General features: G+C 63.4%; 16 protein-coding genes and 1 pseudogene. 9 read left to right on the top strand and 8 right to left on the bottom strand.

What is annotated here, in order from left to right:
* Window positions 1–54 precede the first annotated feature (54 nt).
* Together G1E_RS30300 and G1E_RS21635 are read right to left on the bottom strand one after the other, a co-directional pair.
* Window positions 55–238 (bottom strand): annotated as a pseudogene (locus G1E_RS30300) (IS110 family transposase); the annotation flags it as partial.
* A 211-nt stretch (window positions 239–449) separates the two neighbouring features.
* Window positions 450–2,747, bottom strand: a complete 2,298-nt coding sequence (locus G1E_RS21635) for a TonB-dependent siderophore receptor (RefSeq protein WP_009684777.1) — start codon at window positions 2,745–2,747, stop codon at window positions 450–452.
* 139 nt (window positions 2,748–2,886) lie between these two features.
* Here G1E_RS21635 and G1E_RS21630 point away from each other — a divergent pair, with 139 nt between their 5' ends.
* Together G1E_RS21630 and G1E_RS21625 are read left to right on the top strand one after the other, a co-directional pair.
* The gene (locus G1E_RS21630) at window positions 2,887–3,609 is read left to right on the top strand and encodes a response regulator (protein ID WP_009684778.1); all 723 of its coding nucleotides are present in this window, start codon (window positions 2,887–2,889) and stop codon (window positions 3,607–3,609) included.
* Window positions 3,602–4,978, top strand: coding sequence for an ATP-binding protein (locus G1E_RS21625; RefSeq protein WP_009684779.1), 1,377 nt, complete (start codon window positions 3,602–3,604; stop codon window positions 4,976–4,978). Before G1E_RS21630 ends, G1E_RS21625 begins: the two co-directional genes overlap by 8 nt.
* 185 nt (window positions 4,979–5,163) lie before the next feature.
* On the opposite strand, the gene G1E_RS21620 is transcribed toward G1E_RS21625, so the two are convergent.
* From G1E_RS21620 to aguA, 3 genes are all read right to left on the bottom strand, one after another.
* Window positions 5,164–6,468: an OprD family porin gene (locus G1E_RS21620; protein ID WP_009684780.1), complete on the bottom strand. Its 1,305-nt coding sequence runs from the start codon at window positions 6,466–6,468 to the stop codon at window positions 5,164–5,166.
* A gap of 420 nt (window positions 6,469–6,888) precedes the next feature.
* Window positions 6,889–7,086 carry a hypothetical protein gene (locus G1E_RS29785; RefSeq protein WP_082437970.1) on the bottom strand — a complete coding sequence of 66 codons (198 nt, stop codon included), beginning with the start codon at window positions 7,084–7,086 and terminating at the stop codon, window positions 6,889–6,891.
* A 186-nt stretch (window positions 7,087–7,272) separates the two neighbouring features.
* Window positions 7,273–8,379, bottom strand: coding sequence for an agmatine deiminase (gene aguA / locus G1E_RS21615; protein ID WP_009684781.1), 1,107 nt, complete (start codon window positions 8,377–8,379; stop codon window positions 7,273–7,275).
* Window positions 8,380–8,656: 277 nt separating this feature from the next.
* Here aguA and rfbC point away from each other — a divergent pair, with 277 nt between their 5' ends.
* Genes rfbC through G1E_RS21595 form a run of 4 tightly spaced genes read left to right on the top strand, consistent with a single transcriptional unit; the run spans window position 8,657 to window position 12,917 of the window.
* The gene (gene rfbC, locus G1E_RS21610) at window positions 8,657–9,202 is read left to right on the top strand and encodes a dTDP-4-dehydrorhamnose 3,5-epimerase (protein ID WP_009684782.1); all 546 of its coding nucleotides are present in this window, start codon (window positions 8,657–8,659) and stop codon (window positions 9,200–9,202) included.
* A 42-nt stretch (window positions 9,203–9,244) separates the two neighbouring features.
* Window positions 9,245–11,059 carry an ATP-binding protein gene (locus tag G1E_RS21605; RefSeq protein ID WP_009684783.1) on the top strand — a complete coding sequence of 605 codons (1,815 nt, stop codon included), beginning with the start codon at window positions 9,245–9,247 and terminating at the stop codon, window positions 11,057–11,059.
* Window positions 11,056–12,462 carry a sigma-54 dependent transcriptional regulator gene (locus tag G1E_RS21600; protein WP_047150098.1) on the top strand — a complete coding sequence of 469 codons (1,407 nt, stop codon included), beginning with the start codon at window positions 11,056–11,058 and terminating at the stop codon, window positions 12,460–12,462. Before G1E_RS21605 ends, G1E_RS21600 begins: the two co-directional genes overlap by 4 nt.
* Window positions 12,462–12,917, top strand: a complete 456-nt coding sequence (locus G1E_RS21595) for a YiiD C-terminal domain-containing protein (protein WP_029885606.1) — start codon at window positions 12,462–12,464, stop codon at window positions 12,915–12,917. The genes G1E_RS21600 and G1E_RS21595 overlap by 1 nt, the downstream gene beginning before the upstream one ends.
* A 150-nt stretch (window positions 12,918–13,067) precedes the next feature.
* Here G1E_RS21595 and cysQ read toward each other — a convergent pair whose 3' ends face one another.
* Both cysQ and nudE read right to left on the bottom strand, forming a co-directional pair.
* Window positions 13,068–13,886, bottom strand: a complete 819-nt coding sequence (gene cysQ / locus G1E_RS21585) for a 3'(2'),5'-bisphosphate nucleotidase CysQ (RefSeq protein WP_009683784.1) — start codon at window positions 13,884–13,886, stop codon at window positions 13,068–13,070.
* On the bottom strand, window positions 13,883–14,449 hold the full coding sequence (nudE, locus tag G1E_RS21580; protein ID WP_009683783.1) for an ADP compounds hydrolase NudE: 567 nt from the start codon (window positions 14,447–14,449) through the stop codon (window positions 13,883–13,885). The genes cysQ and nudE overlap by 4 nt, the downstream gene beginning before the upstream one ends.
* Before the next feature lie 64 nt (window positions 14,450–14,513).
* Between nudE and yrfG the strand changes: the two genes are divergently transcribed.
* Entirely contained in the window at window positions 14,514–15,176 is a 663-nt protein-coding gene (gene yrfG / locus G1E_RS21575) for a GMP/IMP nucleotidase (RefSeq protein ID WP_009683782.1), read from the top strand.
* 130 nt (window positions 15,177–15,306) lie between these two features.
* On the opposite strand, the gene lysM is transcribed toward yrfG, so the two are convergent.
* Window positions 15,307–15,747, bottom strand: a complete 441-nt coding sequence (lysM, locus tag G1E_RS21570; RefSeq protein WP_009683781.1) for a peptidoglycan-binding protein LysM — start codon at window positions 15,745–15,747, stop codon at window positions 15,307–15,309.
* Between the two features lie 178 nt (window positions 15,748–15,925).
* On the opposite strand from lysM, the gene fdhD reads away from it, so the two are divergent.
* Both fdhD and G1E_RS21560 read left to right on the top strand, forming a co-directional pair.
* The gene (gene fdhD, locus G1E_RS21565) at window positions 15,926–16,756 is read left to right on the top strand and encodes a formate dehydrogenase accessory sulfurtransferase FdhD (RefSeq protein WP_047150096.1); all 831 of its coding nucleotides are present in this window, start codon (window positions 15,926–15,928) and stop codon (window positions 16,754–16,756) included.
* Between the two features lie 5 nt (window positions 16,757–16,761).
* On the top strand, window positions 16,762–19,107 hold the full coding sequence (locus G1E_RS21560; RefSeq protein ID WP_047150095.1) for an FdhF/YdeP family oxidoreductase: 2,346 nt from the start codon (window positions 16,762–16,764) through the stop codon (window positions 19,105–19,107).
* Window positions 19,108–19,164: the final 57 nt, after the last annotated feature.

Here is a 19,164-nt window from a genome sequence, read left to right as displayed (position 1 = left end):
GCCCGCTCCCACAGGAACCGTGTAATCGTCGAGTCCTGCATTTTGGCTGTTGATCTACGCCCTCTTCGGCTGAGGCAACACCAGATCCAGCCAAGGCTCGCCATTCCTGAGCATGGCATTTAGTCGCACCAGGAAGATCCGCATGCAGGCCACGATAGCGACCTTGGCAAGCCGGGCTTCAAGCCGCCCCCCCTGAAATAGAGCGTTTGCCTACGGATTTTCCTCTGTCGTGGTTGAAGCTCTCATAGAACGATACATAACTGCTTGATTTAGCAGGGCCCTTGTGGGAGCGGGCGCGCCCGCGAACACCGGCGTAGCCGGTGCCAGCCACCGCGTTGGATTCTTCGCGGGCACGCCCGCTCCCACACAGGCCGCGTCGCGCTTACGAATTGAGTTCTCTGCGCGACAGCGCAACTCGTAGGGCTGCGACGCAAGGCCGCCCCTGCATGTCAGAAGGCAGTGCTTACCGTCAGCGACAGGTTGCGCGGGTCACCGTAGATGCCGCCGGCATAGAACCCGTACTGGGTGTAGTAGTGCTTGTCGAACAGGTTGTTGGCGTTGAGGGTAACGCTGGTGGCATCGGTCACCTGGTACTTGGCCATGGCGTTCCAGATGGCATAACCCGACCAGTTCACATCGGTTGCACCGCTGCTCACGCCGTTGACCGGCTGGCCTGCAGGGCTGGAAATAGCGCGGATGTTGCTCTGCGCTGTTACACCGGCACCTACGGTCAAGCGGTCGAGCGGGCCGCTCAGGCGGTAGGTGGTGGAGGCTTTGAACAGGTGCGACGGGTCGCTGCGGCCGTCGCTGTCGACACGGCGGAAGTGCAGGTAGGTGTAGCCGGCGTACACGTTCCATTCAGGCGTCAACGCGCCTGCCACTTCCAGGTCGATACCGTCGGTTTCCACACCCGAGCCGGCCTTATAGGCGCTGGCACCGGTCGGGGTGGTCAGGTCGCCATCGAGCACGGCTTTGTTTTCCTGCTTGGTGCGGAAGTACGCTGCCGAGGCGTTCAGGCGGCCGTCGAACCATTCACCCTTGATACCCGTTTCATAGCTTTGCCCACGAATCGGCTCGACTTTGCTGCCGCTCACGGTTTCCGATGTTTGCGGGGTGAAGATGTCGGTGTAGCTGGCGTACAGCGAGTAGGTGTCGTTGAGGTCGTACACCGCGCCCAGGTATGGGGTGACGATGCCGTTCTCTTCCTGGCTGCTGCGCTCGCCGGCCACGCTACGGGTCACCGACGCGTAGTTGCTGGTGCGCACGCCGACAATCACCGACAGCGGGTCGGTAATGCTCAGGCGGGTAGCGGCGTACATGCCCTGCAAGCGCGTGGTGGTCTTGCTGTGCAGGCCGGTGCGCGAGGCGATGAGGCCGTAGTCGTCATCCACGCCGTTGTGCCAGTCGGTGACCGGGAAACCGTTGTTGGCGCGGAACTGGCACCCCAACGCCGGTGCACTGGCCATGCCGTCGCCCACCATGGTGCAGGTGTACTGCGGCGACCAACCGACGGTGCGGCTGTCGTTATAGCCCACCATGGCCTGGTGGGTGCGGCCGAACAGCTGGAATGGGCCAGACAGGTCGATCTGCGCCGATTGCTGGGTGGTGTCGGTGGAGCTGTGCAGGCCGTTCAGTACGGCGCCGCTGCCATCCTGGTCCCAGTAGCCGCCATAGGTGCCGCGCCCTGCCGAGTTGACCTTGGCCAGGCCGCGGTGGTTGAGGGCTTCGGTGGTGGCCTGGGAGGCCTTCAGGTCCAGCGTCCAGTCGTTGTCGAAGCGGTGCTGCAGCGAGCCGAAAGCGGTGCGCGTGGTGTACTCGCCAAAGCTCCAGCTGGGCACCACGTTGGTGCTGCGTGGCAGGTCGGTCTTGCTGCCGTCGCGGTACCACAGCGGAATGTTCGCGCCCCAGCCGCCACCCACCACCTTGTTGTATTCGTACTGGTAGCCGGCACCGAGGGTGGTGGCGTCGTCCAGGTCAAATTCGAAATTGGCCAGCGCCGCGCGGGAGCGGTCGGACTGGTTGTCGCGGAACGAGTTGGCGTCCTGCTGGGTCATCACGAAACGCGAGCGCAGGCGCCCGTCCTCGGACAGTGGCAGGTTGAGGTCGGCACCCAGGCGGCGTTTGTCCCAGCTGCCGTAGGTGGCGTAGGCGCTACCGCCAAAGGTCTTGGTCGGCGCCTTGCGGATCAGGTTGACGGTGGCCGAAGGGTCACCGGTGCCGCCAAGCAGGCCGTTGGCCCCGCGCACGATGTCGATGCGCTCGTACAGGTCCATGTTCAGGGCATTGCCGCTGCCGCTGAAGTCAGAACCGCCTTGGGTCTGCAGGCCATCGACCTTCCAGTTGCTGATCGAATAGCCACGGGCGCGGTAATCGGTACGCCCGCCCACTTCGGACTTGTTGGCCGTTACCCCTGGGGTGGTTTCCAGGGCCTGTTCGATGGTGTGGATGCCACGGTCTTCCATCTGCTGGCGGGTGATGGTGGTGACTGACTGCGGGGTCTGCCGTGGCGTCAGGTTCAGGCCGGTGGAGCTGCGGGTGCTCTCGACGGTGTAACCCAGCTGGCCTGCAGCGTCGGCGGGCAGCAGCGCGCTGTCTTCGATTTGCGTGGCGTCCAGCTCCAGGGGTTGGCTGTCGGCGGCCATGGCACCACCACTGATGGCCACGGCAATGCAGAAGGCCAGCGGCTTGAGGCGGTTGCCGTTTGCAAGGGTGGGGGTGAGCGCGTTCGGAATGCTGTAGGGATTCATTTGGGAAGGCTTCGTATTTGCAGATGATTTTTTGTTAGGATTCTAGGGATCGGCCCTCCCGGCGCCAGACCCGACATGTACGGGGATGTAATTGAATGTAATGAGCGCCCCTGGGCCTCACCCGACAGGTGTTTTCCGCATGAGCACGACCCTGCTGGTCGTCGACGATGACGACGAGATCCGCGAACTTCTTTGTGATTACCTGGCCGACGCCGGTTACAACGTGCTGGAGGCGGCCGACGGCGAGCAGATGCGCGCGCAAATGGCCAGGCACACGGTGGATCTGGTGGTACTCGACTTGATGCTGCCCGGCGAAGACGGGCTCAGCCTTTGTCGCCAATTGCAGGCCACACCCGGGCTGGCGGTGATCATGTTGTCGGCCAAAGGCAGCACGCTGGACCGCATCATAGGCCTGGAGGTGGGTGCCGACGATTACCTGGCCAAGCCTTTCGAGCCACGCGAGCTGATTGCCCGGATCAAGGCGGTGCTGCGTCGCCCGCAACGCCTGGAAACCCAGGCGCAGGGCACTGCAGGGGCCGACGCACAACTGTTCGCCGGCTTCCGCCTGGAGCACGTCAAGCGCCTGCTCACGCGCCCCGATGGCCAGACCCTGCCCCTGCCACGCTCCGACTACCGGGTGCTGCGCGAGTTGCTGGAGGCTAACAACCGCGTGGTCTCCCGCGACCAGCTGACGCGCAGCGCATTTGGCCGCGACCACCTGCCTGATGACCGCTCGGTGGACATGTGCGTCAGCCGCCTGCGCCAGCACCTGCGGCGCGCACCGGACGGGGCCGCGCAGATCCTCACCATCCGCAACGAAGGCTACTTGCTGACCATGGGCCAGCACCAGGCCGATGCCTGAGGTGCGCTGGCTTCGCCGGCTGTGGCCGCGCACCCTGTTCGGCCAGCTATTGCTGATCATGGTCAGCGGCACGCTGGTGGTGCAGCTAATGTCGAGCAGCATCTGGTTCGATGTGCGCTTCGCCCAGGTGTTCGAAGCCCCCGTGCGGCTGATCGCCGCGCGCAGTGCGCCCCTGATCGCCCGGGCCGACTGCCACGATGCCGCGCTGCCAGTGCCGGCTCATTACCAGGTGCGCTGTGCCGAGCACCTGCCCGAGCCAACGCATGATCAGCGCCGTGAGCGCCGGCGGGTCGAATTGCTGCTGCGCCAGGCCCTCAATTACGAGCTGGGGCATGCTCAGGCGGTACGCCTGATGAATGTGCAACTGACCGACGCGTCGGGCCAACCGATAGTCTGGCGCAGCCTGTTCGGTTTGCGCACGGCCCAGGCCCATATGCAGTTTGCGGTGCCATTGGCCGATGGGCACTGGCTTATCATCGAGGGCCAGGAGCTGCAGGGCTGGAGCGGCGAGTCGGCTTGGGTGCTGATCAGCGATTACCTGTTGCGGGTGTATGCACTGCGCATTGTCGCGGTGCTGCTGGTCTGCCTGATTGCCGTGCGCCTGTGCCTGCGCCCGTTGCAGCGCCTGGCCGATGCTGCCCGTGGCCTGGGCACCAATCTTGAGCAGCCGCCCTTGGTACTGGATGGCCCGCAGGAGGTACGCCAGGCTGCCCAGGCGTTCAACGCCATGCAGCAGCGCCTGATTGCCATGGTCAACGACAAGGCATACTTCCTCGCCGCTGTGTCCCATGACCTGCGCACCCCCTTGACCCGCATGCGCCTGCGCCTGGAGCGCTTGCCGGAGGATGAACACCACCAGCGCCTGCGGCAGAACATCAGGCAGATGGACGACATGATCGGCCAGGTGCTCGACTACCTGCGCGCCGGGGAACAGCAGAACTTGCAGCAGGTGGACCTGGACCGACTGGTGGCACGCCTGTGCGCCGACCTGGCGACCGAAAAAGAGCCATTGCCAGTGCATGGCCAGGCAGGCGGCGTGCGTGTGGATGCGTTGCTGTTGCAGCGTTGCCTGCAGAACCTGCTGGTCAATGCACTGCGTTATGCCAAGGAGGTTTCGGTCACACTGGAACGGGCGAACAGCGGGGTGCTGATCCATATCGACGACCGTGGCCCGGGGATTGCGCCGGGGCTGCTGGCGACCATTACCGACCCGTTCGTTCGCGGCGAAGGGTCGCGCAACCAGTCCTCCGGGGGATACGGGTTGGGGTTGAGCATTGCGCAACGCATCGCTGGCAGCCATGGCGGTGAGCTGCTGCTGATGAACCGCGAAGGGGGTGGATTGCGGGTTAGCGTGTTGCTACCGGGTTGAGCCGAATCCCGAGGGGGCGTGGCAGCTCGTTTTTTGGGGTTGGGGCGCAGATCGCCGGGGCCGCGATACGGCCCTTTTGCGACACAAGGCCGTTCCCACAAGGGGCCCGGTTCGGGGCATGCCTGTAGGAGCGGCCTTGCGTCGCGATGGGCTGCAAAGCAGCCCCCAGCACCCTCAGCTCAGCATCAGAAGATGCTGATCGGGTACTCGACGAATACGCGTACTTCGTTGCCATCGTCGTTGTAGCCGTTCTGCTGTACGGCGTTGTTGGTACGCACGAACGAGCTACGCAACTTGATGGACAGGTCTTTGGCCGGGCCGTCCTGCACCACGTAACGGACCTGGTTGAAGATCTCGCGTTCCTTGCCTTCGCCGAAGCCATGGGTGTTGATGTTGTCACCCAGCACATAAGCGAATTTGTAGGTCAGGCCTGGCATGCCAAAGGCGCCAAAATCCAAGCCATAGCCCAACTGCCAGGATCGCTCATCCTCAGCATTGAAATCGGACCAGTAAGAGTTGGCTAAATAGATGGTCGAGCCACCATCACTGGTGCCCCAGGGCTGGTTCTGGTAGCTACCATAGTTATAGCCAGTGCTGCCGGTGCTGCGCTGATGGGCCACAGTGAAGGAGTGAGGTCCGTAGGCATAGGTGGCTGCCAGACTCCAAATAGTGTTGTCGTCCCCGGTCAGGCTAGCTTTTTCGACGAATTTCTTATCGATATCAGTCTTGTAGCCGTTGAAATCCAAAGTCAGCGACTGTTCGCTGGAGATGGGGAACACATAGTTCATACCCAGATAGTGCTTCTTCATCACGTCTTCGTTGTCAGCGGTGTACAAAGAAGCGGTGAAGTTATCGGTGAATTTGTAGCTGCCACCGAAAACATTGATGGACTTGAGGTGACCGCTATCTCGCCCCTCGGCGCTTTTGCGCGCTTCCTGGGTGAAGCGGCCGGCGTTCAGCTCCAGGCCCTTGATTTCCTTGGAGGTGATCAGGGTGCCGGTGAAGCTTTCTGGCAGCAGACGTGCGTCGTCGTACTGCAGCACTGGCAGTGCTGGCATCTGGTCACCGTACTTGAGCACGGTATTGGAAATGCGGAACTTCACGGCTGCGCCACCACGCGCCAGGTTGTGCGGCGAGCTGGCGTTGCCGTCGGCGTTGGTGGTTTCGTGCGGCTTGAAGAAGTCGACACCCGCGCCACCGTTATGGCCTTTGCCGCCATCGAGGCGCAGGGCATACAGACCGAATGCGTCGACGCCGACACCGACAGTGCCTTGGGTGAAACCGGAGGAGAAGTTGCCGATGACTGCCTGGCCCCATTCGATCTGGTCGTCGGTGCCGTGCTTCTTGTCACGGTTGATATAAGCGTTGCGCAGAAGGACGTTGGCGTGGCTGTCCTCGATGAAGCCCTTGCTCTCGGCCTGATCATTGGCCTGTGCCTGGGTCGCGGCGATCATCGCCAGGGCGACCAGGCTGATCCTGGTTTTCAACATGTTATTTTCCTTATCGCTTAATCAAAAACGCGCTGCAATACAACGCCAGGAACCAACGCCCCTTACGTAGGTTCGACGCTATGCGGATCCAGACTTGAAGGCCGGCCGGCAATTGCACGGGCGGCCTCTGGCAGCAGCATGGCCAACGGAAGTGGCCAGCAGGCGTTGGGCCGAATCCTAGCCGTGTGCGATTACAAATGTCAAAAAGTCGTGAAATGCAGGTTGATATAACCAAGATCATCCCGTGATACGAGGCATTTCAATGCATGTCGGCGCTGTAGGGGGGGATTTTATCTTTTTGTCAGAAACGGCATCTTGACTGCTCCGACAATTTACCGGGTGCGTGCGGGGAGGGGCGTGTGGCAGGTACCGGCCTCTTCGCGGCTATCGCCGCCAAGAGGTCGGCACAGCTGTAGTCGATTAGTGCCACACCGCCATCAGCGCCTGCATTTCAGCATCGCTGAGCAAACCTTGCGGGTAGCGTCCGGCAAGCAGACGTCGTGGGTCGGTCGTCCTGACCCTGATGCTTCCACGGTGTTTCAACCACGCCGCGACCCGCTTGAGCGATGGGTGACCAACTGCCGATGGGCGCAAAGCCGACTCACTTGCTGCGTTCATGTCTACACGTACTCCCTAACCCGTGAGCGGCTAATCTACGTAGGTAATGTTACAGCTCGGATAACCTGGCAGAGCCGAGCTATCTCCTTGAAAAACAATACAAAACCTATGCCAAACCAGCCGCCGGGCGTCGCCCGAAAAAAAAGGCCCGTCTACTGACGGGCCTCTTGGTCACCGGGCTGGCACTCAGCGCGTCACCGGTGCCGGCTGCTGCTGGGTCAGGCAGTGGATGTTGCCACCGCCCAACAGCAGCTCGCGCCCGGGAATCATCACCACTTCGTGGTCGGGGAATATCCGCGCAAGGATCGCTCTGGCTTCGGCATCTGCCGGGTCATCGAAGCTTGGCGCAATAATGCCGCCGTTGACGATCAGGAAGTTCACGTAGGAGCCGGCCAGGCGCACCGATGGGTCACGCTCCTGGCTGCCGGCAACGTGGTCGACACCGGCACATTCTTCAGCCGTGGCGTACAGCGGCCCGGGAATGGGCATTTTGTGCACGATTAGTGCTCGGCCCTTGGCGTCACGGGTGTTCTGCAACACCTCCATGGCGGCATGGCAACGGGCGTAATTGGGGTCGTTGGAATCATCGGTCCAGGCCAGTAACACTTCGCCCGGGCGCACGTAACAGCAGAAATTGTCGACGTGGCCGTCGGTTTCATCGTTGTACAGGCCATCGGGCAACCACACCACGGTATCCACCGCCAGGTGGTCGCGCAGCACCGCTTCGATCTGCTCGCGGGTCAGGTGCGGGTTGCGGTTGCGGTTGAGCAGGCATTCCTCGGTGGTGATCAGCGTGCCTTCACCGTCCACGTGGATCGAACCGCCCTCGAGCACGAAGCCTTCGGTGTGGTAGCGCTGGCAGCGCTCCATTTCCAGCACTTTGGCCGCCAGCTCCTCGTCGCGGTTCCATGGCGCATACAGGCCACCATCGAAGCCGCCCCAGGCGTTGAAGCCCCAGTCCACACCGCGCACTTCGCCTTGGTCGTTGATGACGAAGGTCGGGCCGGTGTCACGCACCCAGGCGTCGTCGTTGCTGATTTCGACCACCCGAATGTTCGGCTGGTCGAGCTGGCGACGCGCGTTCTCGTACTGGCCAGCGGAAACCGCCACGGTAACCGGCTCAAAACGGGCAATGGCCTTGGCCAGGGCTACATGGGCTGCCTGCGCCGGTTTGCCGCCCAGGCGCCAGTTGTCCGAACGCTCCGGCCAAACCATCCATACCTGGGTTTGCGGGGCCCACTCGGCGGGCATGTGGAAACCATCGGCACGTGGCGTGGAGTTGAGGGTTTTCATGGTTGACCTCTGTAATGGCCCTGGGCCGGATTGCAGTGAGACGTTGATCTATTTATAACCGATACATATCGATATTTAAAGCCTTATACGTCGGATTTTAAGGAGAACCTTCATCCTAATATCGATAGAAATCGAATTTAATGCGTGTTCGCCCGCTAGCACCCGTCGCTTGGCCGCCTACCCTGGCCATATCGTACGCATCCTGTCACTGCTGCATGCGGAAATTTCCAGGAAGGGCGACTAGGGTCAATAGTTAACGAACGGCAAGCGAACCGCCATGAACATCATCCCGACTGAAATCCCCGATGTACTGATCATCGAGCCCACGGTTTACGGTGACAGCCGTGGCTTTTTCTTCGAAGCGTTCAACGCCCGCGAGTTCGCAAGGCAGACCGGGGTGAATGTCGAATTCGTCCAGGATAACCACTCGAGCTCGGTCAAGGGCGTGCTCCGCGGGCTGCATTTTCAGGTGGAGAACACCCAGGGCAAGTTGGTGCGCGTGGTTCAGGGCGAAATCCGCGATGTCGCCTTGGATGTGCGCAAAAGCTCGCCAACCTTCGGCCAGTGGGTCGCGGTGGATCTGTCCGCAGCCAACCATCGCCAGTTGTGGATACCGGCAGGCTTCGCCCACGGCTTTGCGGTGCTGAGCGAGTCGGCCGAGTTCCTCTACAAGACCACCGATTACTACAACCCCGGCGCCGACCGCTGCATCCGCTGGGACGATCCGCACTTGGCCATCGACTGGGGGCTGCAGCAACCACCGCTGCTGTCAGACAAGGACAAGCTTGGCCGGGCATGGGCAGAGGCGGAACTGCTGCCGTAACTAGCGCATAATTGCGCCAGACCTTTCTGGCGCATTTACGTGATGATTGCTAAACCCACGCCTCCACGCCGTCCCCGCTGGCGCAGCCTGGCCTTGCTGGCCCTGTGCCTGGCGCCGTTACTGTGGCCCTTGCACCACCTGGCCGAACGTTACTACCAGCAGGAATTGGCCTCGCAGAACCGCCAGACCCTGGACCTGTACGTGGCCAACCTGCTCGGCACCCTGCACCGCTACGAAACCTTGCCGCAGATCCTCGGCGACCTGCCGGCACTGCGCAGCGTACTGGCCGACCCCTTCCGCCTGGAGGCGGTGACCAACGCCAACCGCCTGCTCAAGGGCATCGTGCAGCAGACCGGCGCCGAGGTGATGTACCTGATGGACGTCAGCGGCAACACCCTGGCGGCCTCCAACTGGGACAAGCACGACAGCTTCGTGGGCCGCAACTTCGCCTTCCGCCCGTACTTCAACGAAGCCATGGCGGGCCACCTGGGCCGCTTCTTCGGCCAGGGCACAACGTCGGCCAAACGCGGCTACTTCTTTGCCGCCGCCGTGCGTGATCGCGAGCGCATCGTGGGCGTGCTGGTGGTCAAGGTCGACCTCGACCACACCGAAACCCTGTGGGGCCGCACGCCGGAGCAGCTGTTGCTGACCGATCACAATGGCGTGGTCATCCTCACTTCGCGGCCCGATTGGCGCTTCCGTGCCACCCGCGCACTGAGCGATGCCGAGCGCCAGGCCATCATCGCCATCCAGCCCTACCCTACCCAGGCCCCGCAACCGCTGGTGCTCGCCCCGGATGCCTGGATCACCCAGACCCGCGACATCAAGGAGACCGGCTGGCAAGTCAGCATCCTCGCCCCGCGCATGCTGGTAGACCGTTCGGTGCAAACGGTAATGGCCATTGGCGCCGGCACCCTGCTGGTAGCAATGCTGCTGGCCGGGCTGGTGATGCAACGGCGCCGCCACTACATCGACCGCATCGACTTCGAAGCCCGCGCCCGTCAGGAGCTGGAAAAGCGCGTAGCCGAACGCACCGCCGACCTTGAGGGCCTCAACACCCGCCTCAAGCGCGCCGTACTGGAGCGCGAAAATGCCCAGCAAGAGGCGGTGCGCGCCCAGGACGAGCTGGTGCAGGCCGGCAAGCTGTCGGTGCTTGGCACCATGTCGGCCAGTATCAGCCACGAACTCAACCAACCGCTGGCGGCCATTCGCAGCTACGCGGAAAACGCCGAGATCCTGCTCGACCACCAACGCACCGAGGACGCCCGCGGCAACCTCAAGCTGATTGGCGAGCTCACCGGGCGTATGGCGTCGATCATCGCCCACTTGCGGGCCTTCGCCCGCCGTGATCGGCATGCGCCGGAAAGCGTGGCCCTGCAGCCAGCCCTGGACGATGCCCTGGCGCTGCTGGCCAAGCGTCGCCGGGCAATGGCCGTGGAGCTGATTCGCGACCTGCCGGAAGCCACCTTGTGGGTACAGGCCGGTGAAACCCGCCTGCGCCAGGTGCTGGGCAACCTGCTGGCCAATGCCCTGGATGCCCTGACCGAAAAAGCCAACCCGCGCCGCCTGTGGCTAAGTGCCGAACAGCGTGATGACTGCGTCTACCTGTACATCCGCGACAATGGCCCCGGCTTCAGCCGCCAGGCCCTGGAGCATGCCAAGGAGCCGTTCTTCACCACCAAGACCCGCACCCAGGGCCTGGGCCTGGGGTTGGCCATCTGCGAAAGCCTGATGCGCGCCCTGGGGGGTGAACTGCTGCTGGCCAACCACCCGGAAGGTGGTGCTCTGCTGACCCTGCAGCTACGCAAGGCTGCGCCTGGCGCAACCTTGCCCAATTCGGAGGACCCCTCGGCATGACCCCCGAGACACAGATCGACAGCCAAGCCCAGGTCATCCTCGTCGACGATGACCCGCACCTGCGCCAGGCCCTGAGCCAGACCTTGGACCTGGCCGGGCTGAAAGTGGTCGCGCTGGGCGATGCCCAAGGCCTGGCTGAGCGTATCGAGAGCGACTGGCCCGGCGTGGTGGTCAGCGACATCCGCATGCCCGGCATCGATGGCCTGCAGCTGCTGGAGCAACTGCACGGCCGCGACGCCGAACTGCCCGTGCTGCTGATTACCGGCCACGGGGATGTGCCCCTGGCGGTACAGGCAATGCGCGCCGGTGCCTATGACTTTCTGGAAAAGCCTTTCGCCAGCGACGCCCTGCTCGACAGCGTACGCCGTGCCTTGGCCCTGCGCCGCCTGGTGCTGGACAACCGCAGCCTGCGCCTGGCGCTGAGCGACCGCCAGCAACTGGCCACGCGCCTGGTCGGCCATTCGCCGGCCATGCAGCGCCTGCGCGAGCAGATCGGCGCCTTGGCCGCAACCCGCGCCGATGTGCTGATCCTGGGTGAAACCGGTGCCGGCAAGGAGGTGGTCGCCCGTGCGCTGCATGACCTGTCCAGCCGCCGTGACGGGCCGTTCGTGGCGATCAACGCCGGGGCACTGGCCGAATCGGTGGTCGAAAGCGAACTGTTCGGCCATGAGCCCGGGGCGTTCACCGGGGCGCAAAAACGGCGCATCGGCAAATTCGAGTTCGCCAACGGCGGCACGCTGTTCCTCGACGAAATCGAGAGTATGAGCCTGGACGTGCAGGTCAAGCTGCTGCGCATGTTGCAGGAGCGGGTGGTGGAACGCCTTGGCGGTAACCAGTTGATCCCGCTGGATATCCGCATTATCGCCGCCACCAAGGAAGACCTGCGCCAGGCCGCCGACCAAGGCCGCTTCCGGGCCGACCTGTACTACCGGCTGAACGTAGCGCCACTGCGTATCCCGCCGCTGCGGGACCGCGGCGACGACATCCTGGTGCTGTTCCAGCATTTTGCCGACGCCGCCAGCCAGCGCCACAGCCTGGCGCCACACGCCTTGCTGCCGGCGCAGCGGGCGATGCTGCTGCGCCACACCTGGCCAGGTAACGTGCGTGAATTGCAGAACGCCGCCGAGCGTTTCGCCCTGGGCCTTGAACTGGCGCTGGATGGCCAGCTGCCAGCGGCTGCGGCTGCGGCGCCTTCGGTGTTGAGTGGCAACCTGAGCGAACAGGTAGAGCAATTCGAGCGCTCGCTGATCGCCGCCGAGCTGGCCCAGCCCCACAGCTCCATGCGCAGCCTGGCAGAGGCGCTGGGCATCCCCCGCAAAACCTTGCACGACAAGCTGCGCAAGCATGGCTTGAGCTTCGAGGGCGGTAGCGGCGGGCACGACGACCATGAGGACAACCGTTGATGAGCACCGATAGCCAGTACCTGCAGTCCGTACTGCATGGCGACATCCCGCTGACCCGCGAAATGGGCCTGGAGGTCATTGATTGGCAACACCACACCCTGCGCCTGCAATTGCCGCTGGCGGCCAACGTCAACCACAAGAGCACCATGTTCGGCGGCAGCCTGTACTGTGCAGCGGTGCTGGTGGGCTGGGGCTGGTTGCACATGCGGCTGCGCGAACTGGGGATAGATGACGGGCATATCGTCATCCAGGAAGGGCAAATCAGCTACCCGCTGCCGGTTACCGGGGCGGCAATAGCCCGTTGCCCGGCGCCGGAAGAGAAAGCCTGGGAACGCTTCCTCAACATGTACCAGCGTCGTGGCCGGGCGCGGTTGACGCTGCAGACCACGGTAAGCAATACCGGGACTGATGAGCCGGCCGTCACCTTCAGCGGCCAGTACGTGCTGCACCGCTAAGAACGAAGGCTGTCGCGCCCCCCATGTAGGAGCGGCCTTGTGTCGCGATGGGCTGCAAAGCAGCCCCAGGGTTTGGGCATGGTGCACAAATTGCCGGGGCTGCTTTGCAGCCCATCGCGACACAAGGCCGCTCCTACAAGGCCAGGCCCGCTAGATCAGCTCAAGAAAGGCCTGGCGCCACGCTGCCTTGGCCGGCAACGCCAGGAAGTACGGGTTGAGCAAAGACTCGCGCGCCGGGTAACGGAACGGCAAACCGTCCAGCCCGATCACTTCACCACCCGCCCCTTCCACCACACCCTGGGCCGCCGCCGTATCCCACTGCGAAGTCGGCGCCAGGCGTGGATAACAATCGGCGCTGCCCTCAGCCAACAGGCAGAACTTCAACGAGCTACCAATGTTGGCCAGCTCCAGTTCACCCACTGCCGCACCCAGGCCCGCCAACAATGCTTCCTGTTCGGGGCTGGAGTGCCGGCGGCTGGCAACCACGGTAAACCGCTCACCCACTGGCGGAGCGTTGCGCACCTGGATCGGCCGGGCCGCCTCACCCCCGTCTGCCCGCCAAGCCCCCAATTCGCGGCTCCCAAAGTAGCAGCGGCCATTCGTGGGCATCGATACCACGCCAAACACCACCTCGCCTTTTTCGATCAAGGCGATATTGACTGTGAATTCCTCGCTGCCGGCAATGAATTCCTTGGTGCCATCCAGCGGGTCCACCAGCCACCAGCGGCTCCAGCCCTGGCGCTCGGCCAGCGCAATGTTGCAGTCCTCTTCGGACAACACCGGAATCTGCGGCGCCAGCGCCAGCAGGCCATCGGCAATCACCCGGTGCGCTGCCAGGTCGGCGGCAGTCACCGGCGAATCATCGGCCTTGTTGGTCACTGCCACATCGGCACGCCAGAACGGCAGGATCGCCTCGCCCGCAGTCAACGCCAACTTGACCACTTCACGCATCAGTTGATTGTCGTTCATGGCGCCAGCAGCCCCCGCTGAATCATCAGGTCACGCGCCAGGTACAGGGCCGCCAGGGCGCGGCCTTCGGTGAACTGCGGGTGCATGGCCAAGGCCGACAGCTCGCGCAGGTTGACCTTGTCGACCCGCATCGGCTCCGGCTCATCGCCCTCAAGGCGCTCTTCGTACAGGTCGGTGGCGAGCACCACCTGGATTTTCTGGCTCATGTAGCCCGGCGAAAGCGACAGCTCGGTCAGGTGCTCAAGCTGGCGCGCGCCAAGCCCGGCCTCTTCCTTGAGCTCGCGGTTGGCGGCTGCCAGCACATCTTCGCCGGGCTCGATCAGGCCCTTGGGCAGCGACAGCTCGTACTCGTCGGTACCACCGCAATACTCTTCCACCAGCACGGCGTGCTCGGCGTCGAGCATGGCCACGATCATCACCGCGCCATAGCCGTTACCCCGGCCTACCAGCCGCTCATAGGTGCGCTCGGCACCATTGCTGAAGCGCAATTGCACAGCCTCTACGCGGAACAGGCGGCTGCTGGCGACGATTTCGCGGCTGAGGACGGTGGGTTTCTGGCGCATGGGGCGGCTCCTTGGCGTGAACGGGTTACTATACCGTGGCTTGCCGACTGATCGAGAGTTTCCCATGCCTGTTCTTCCCTGGTCTGCCATCGATACCGTCCTGCTGGATATGGACGGCACCCTGCTCGACCTGCATTACGACAACCGCTTCTGGCTCGACCACCTGCCCCAGCGCTATGCAGAGCTGCATGGCGTGAGCCGGGCCATGGCGGAGATGGAGCTGCAGCCGCTGTTCGAGCGCAATGCCGGCACGCTGAACTGGTACTGCCTGGACTTCTGGAGCCGGGAGCTGCGCCTGCCGATCCGGGAGCTGAAACGGGAAATTGCCGACCTGATCGCGTTGCGCCCGGATGCCGACACGTTCCTGGCGGCGATTCGAAATGCCGGCAAGCGCGTGGTGATGATCACCAATGCCCACCGTGATTCGCTGTCGCTGAAGCTGGAACGGGTGGAACTGGCACCATATTTCGAGCGGCTGATCAGCTCGCATGATTATGGTTACCCGAAGGAAAGCCCACAGTTCTGGGACGCCTTGCAGGCGGACATCGGTTTTGAGCCGGGGCGTAGCCTGTTCATCGATGACACCCTGGCGATACTGCGCAGCGCACGGCGCTTTGGTGTGGCGCACCTGCTGGCTGTACGCCAGCCCGATAGCCAGGCGCAGCCGCGCGATACTGAAGAGTTTGCTGCGGTCGAGGATTACCGGGAGCTATTGATTGGCCTGTAAGCGCCCTGGCACCGGCTACGCCGGTGTTCGCGGGCACGCCGGCTCCCACAGGTGACCACCGGCCTCACGCCTTGCAGCAACCTTGTGGGAGCCGGCTTGCCGGCGATAGGGCCGATAAAGCCTGCAAAAATCAGTCAGGAATACGCAGTACCTGCCCCGGATAGATCTTGTCCGGGTGCTTGAGCATCGGCTTGTTGGCCTCGAAGATCTTGTTGAACTGATTGGCATTGCCATACACCACCAGGGCAATCGCCGACAGCGTGTCACCCTTCTTGACCGTGACCAGGCGTGCGGCTGTCACGACCGGGCCGGTCACAGTGATCTGGTCATCGACGCTGGCCACACCCTCGATGTTGCCCGCCGCCAGCACAATCTTCTCCTTCTCTTCCTGGCTGGCGACTTCACCCTTGAGGATCACTTTGTCGCCCTCCACGGTCGCCGTGATGTTCGGGTTGCCGAGGCCGACATTCTCCACGTGTTTCTTCAACTGCTCTTCGGCTTTGGCATTGCCCGGAGTCAGCAGGTCGATCAACTTCTCGCCTGCTTCCTTCACGAAACTGATCAAGCTCATAGCACTCTCCTTGTTCACGAAACCTCGAAACCAGCAGTCTAGGCCAGCTTTGCTCATGCCGCCCGCCTGCGACCAATCGACGCGCTCTATCAATGGATAGAGGCTAGCGATTAGACGCCACAGGCCCACGCGCCTAGGCTTGTGCTACACCAAGCCGCCGAATGAACAGCCTGCCCCGATGAACAGCAAACCTCCGGTCTGCACGGCCTCATCGCCCTTGTCCCTGCCGGCCGCCAGCAACACCTACGCATACGTCCAGCTCAGCGACGGTAAAGGTGACAGCACGCCGCTGGCCGAAGAGGTTGCGTTGGCCATCGTCTACAACGGCCTCAACCAGGCAGTGATGCTGGTCAGCCCGACCGACCTGGAAGATTTCGCCGTCGGTTTCAGCGTGGGCAGCGGCATCGTCGAAGGCACCTCGGAAATCTACGACCTGAAGCTCTCGGGCAGTGGCTCTGCCCTGTATGCAGACCTGGAAATATCCAGCCGAGCCTTCTGGAACCTGAAAAACCAGCGCCGGCAGCTGGCCGGCACCAGCGGCTGCGGCCTGTGCGGGGTCGAGGCGCTGGAGCAGGCGTTGCCAGAACTGGCCGTGCTGCCCGGTGCGCCGCTGCCACCGGCAGCGTGGCTGGTGGGCCTGCGCGAGCGCATCGATGCATTTCAGCCGCTGGGCCAGCACTGCGGGGCGGTGCATGCCGCGCTGTTCATGGACCGCCACGGCGAACTGCTGCTGGGCCGTGAAGACATTGGCCGGCACAACGCCCTCGACAAGCTGATCGGCGCGCTGCTGCGCCAGGGCATCGACAGCCAGGGCGGCCTTGCGATCGTCACCAGCCGCTGCAGCCTGGAACTGATCCAGAAGGTGCTGCGCGCCGGCATCCAGACCTTGGTCAGCCTGTCCGCCCCCACCGGGCTTGCCCTGCAGTGGGCGCGCAAGCACAACCTCAACCTCATTCATCTACCCAAGCACAGCGCACCGCGGGTCTACAGCCCGGCGGCGGAGTCGTAACAGTCGTGCCCTCGTACCAGCACCTACCGGACAATGCCCCAGCCTCAACCCCTCGCTACAAGCCCTACCACGGCCCTGCCGGTGGCTGGGGCGCGCTGCGCAGCGTGGCCAAGGCCTGGGTCGGCAGCGATAACGCGCTGAAGAACATTCGCGCCCTGCTCAAGACCAACCAGAACGGCGGTTTCGACTGCCCAGGCTGCGCCTGGGGCGATTCGCCAGAAAGCGGCATGGTCAAGTTCTGCGAGAACGGCGCCAAGGCCGTGAACTGGGAGGCCACCAAGCGCCGTGTCGACGCTGCCTTCTTCGCCCGTTACAGCGTCACCGCCTTGCTGCAGCAAAGCGACTACTGGCTGGAGTATCAGGGCCGCCTCACCGAGCCGATGGTCTACGACGCGACCAGCGACCGCTATCAGCCGATCAGCTGGGACGCCGCTTTTGCCCTGGTCGCCCGCGAGCTGAACAAGTTGGCCACACCTGACCAGGCCGAGTTCTATACCTCGGGGCGGGCCAGCAACGAAGCAGCCTACCTGTACCAGCTGTTCGTGCGCGCCTTCGGTACCAACAACTTTCCCGACTGCTCGAACATGTGCCACGAAGCCAGCGGCGTGGCGTTGGGGCAAAGCATCGGGGTGGGCAAAGGCACGGTCACGTTCGACGACTTCGAACATGCCGACGCGATTTTTGTCTGGGGCCAGAACCCCGGCACCAACCACCCGCGCATGCTCGACCCGCTGCGCGACGCGGTGAAACGTGGCGCTCAGGTAGTTTGCATCAACCCGCTCAAGGAGCGGGGCCTGGAGCGCTTCCAGCACCCGCAGAACCCGCTGGAAATGCTGACCAACAGCGACCGCCCAACCAACACGGCATTCTTCCGCCCGGCGCTGGGTGGCGACATGGCGCTGCTGCGTGGCATGGCCAAGTTCGCCCTGCAGTGGGAGCGTGAAGCCCAGGCCAAGGGTGAACCGGCGGTGTTCGACCATGCCTTCATCGCCGAGCACGGCCATGGCGTGGACGATTACCTGGCCGTGGTAGATGCCACGCCATGGGACCACATCCAGGCGCAATCCGGCCTGCCCATGGCCGACATCGAACTGGCGGCGCGCATGTACTGCCGCGCCGAGCGGGTCATCATGTGCTGGGCGATGGGTATCACCCAACACCGCCACTCGGTGCCGACCATTCAGGAAATCGTCAACCTGCAGATGCTGCGCGGCAATATCGGCGCACCAGGCGCAGGCCTGTGCCCGGTACGTGGCCACAGCAACGTGCAGGGCGACCGCACCATGGGCATCAACGAGCGCCCACCCATGGCACTGCTCGAGGCCATGGAAAAGCGCTTCGGCTTCCCCGTGCCACGGCACAACGGCCACAACACGGTCGAAGCGATTCACGCCATGCTCGACGGCCGGGCCAAGGTGTTCATCGGCCTGGGCGGCAATTTCGCCCAGGCCACGCCGGACACCGAGCGCACGGCGCAGGCGCTGCGCAACTGCGAGCTGACCGTGCACATCAGCACCAAGCTCAACCGCAGCCACCTGGTTCATGGCAAGCAAGCGCTGATTTTGCCGTGCCTGGGCCGTACCGACATCGACCTGCAGGCCGACGGGCCACAAGCGGTAACGGTCGAAGACTCGTTCAGCATGGTGCACGCATCCAACGGCCAGCTCAAACCGCTGTCTTCGCAGATGCGCTCGGAGCCGGCGGTCATTGCTGGCATCGCCGCCGCTACGCTGGGCAAGAAACCCGTGGACTGGCACTGGCTGGTCGCCGACTATGCGCGCATTCGCGACCTGATCGCCGACACCATCACAGGCTTCAGCGGCTTCAACCAACGCCTGCAACACCCAGGCGGCTTCTACCTGGGCAATAACGCCGCCAGCCGCACATGGAAGACCAACACCGGCCGCGCCAACTTCAAGGCCAACCTGCTGCCCGATACGCTGCTTGACGACCGTGTGCGTGCCAGCGGCCAGTTACCGGACCTGATCATGCAGTCGATGCGTTCGCACGATCAGTACAACACCACCATCTACGGCCTGGACGACCGCTACCGTGGCGTGCGCGGCCAACGCGAGGTGCTGTTCGCCAACGAAGCCGACATCATCCGCCTGGGCTTCCAGCCGGGGCAGAAGGTCGACATCGTATCGTTGTGGGGGGATGAACACGTCCGCCGGGTGCACGGCTTTACCCTGCTGGCGTTCGATATTCCGGCCGGGCAGGCGGCGGCTTATTACCCGGAGGTGAACCCGCTGGTGCCGCTGGAGAGCATTGGCGATGGCAGCCATACGCCAACCTCGAAGTTCATCGCCATCAAGCTGGAGCGGGCGCGGGACGACGGGCGTATTCTGTAATAAAGTTGCCGCGAAGAGGCCAGAAGCCCCAACGCTATGTCTAGTCCTGAAATAGGT

Origin of the sequence: Pseudomonas sp. TJI-51, assembly GCF_000190455.2 — a bacterium.
Classification (GTDB): Bacteria; Pseudomonadota; Gammaproteobacteria; order Pseudomonadales; family Pseudomonadaceae; genus Aquipseudomonas; species Aquipseudomonas juntendi.
The sequence above is the reverse complement of the archived record's forward strand: the minus strand, read 5'-3'. Positions and strand labels throughout refer to the sequence as shown.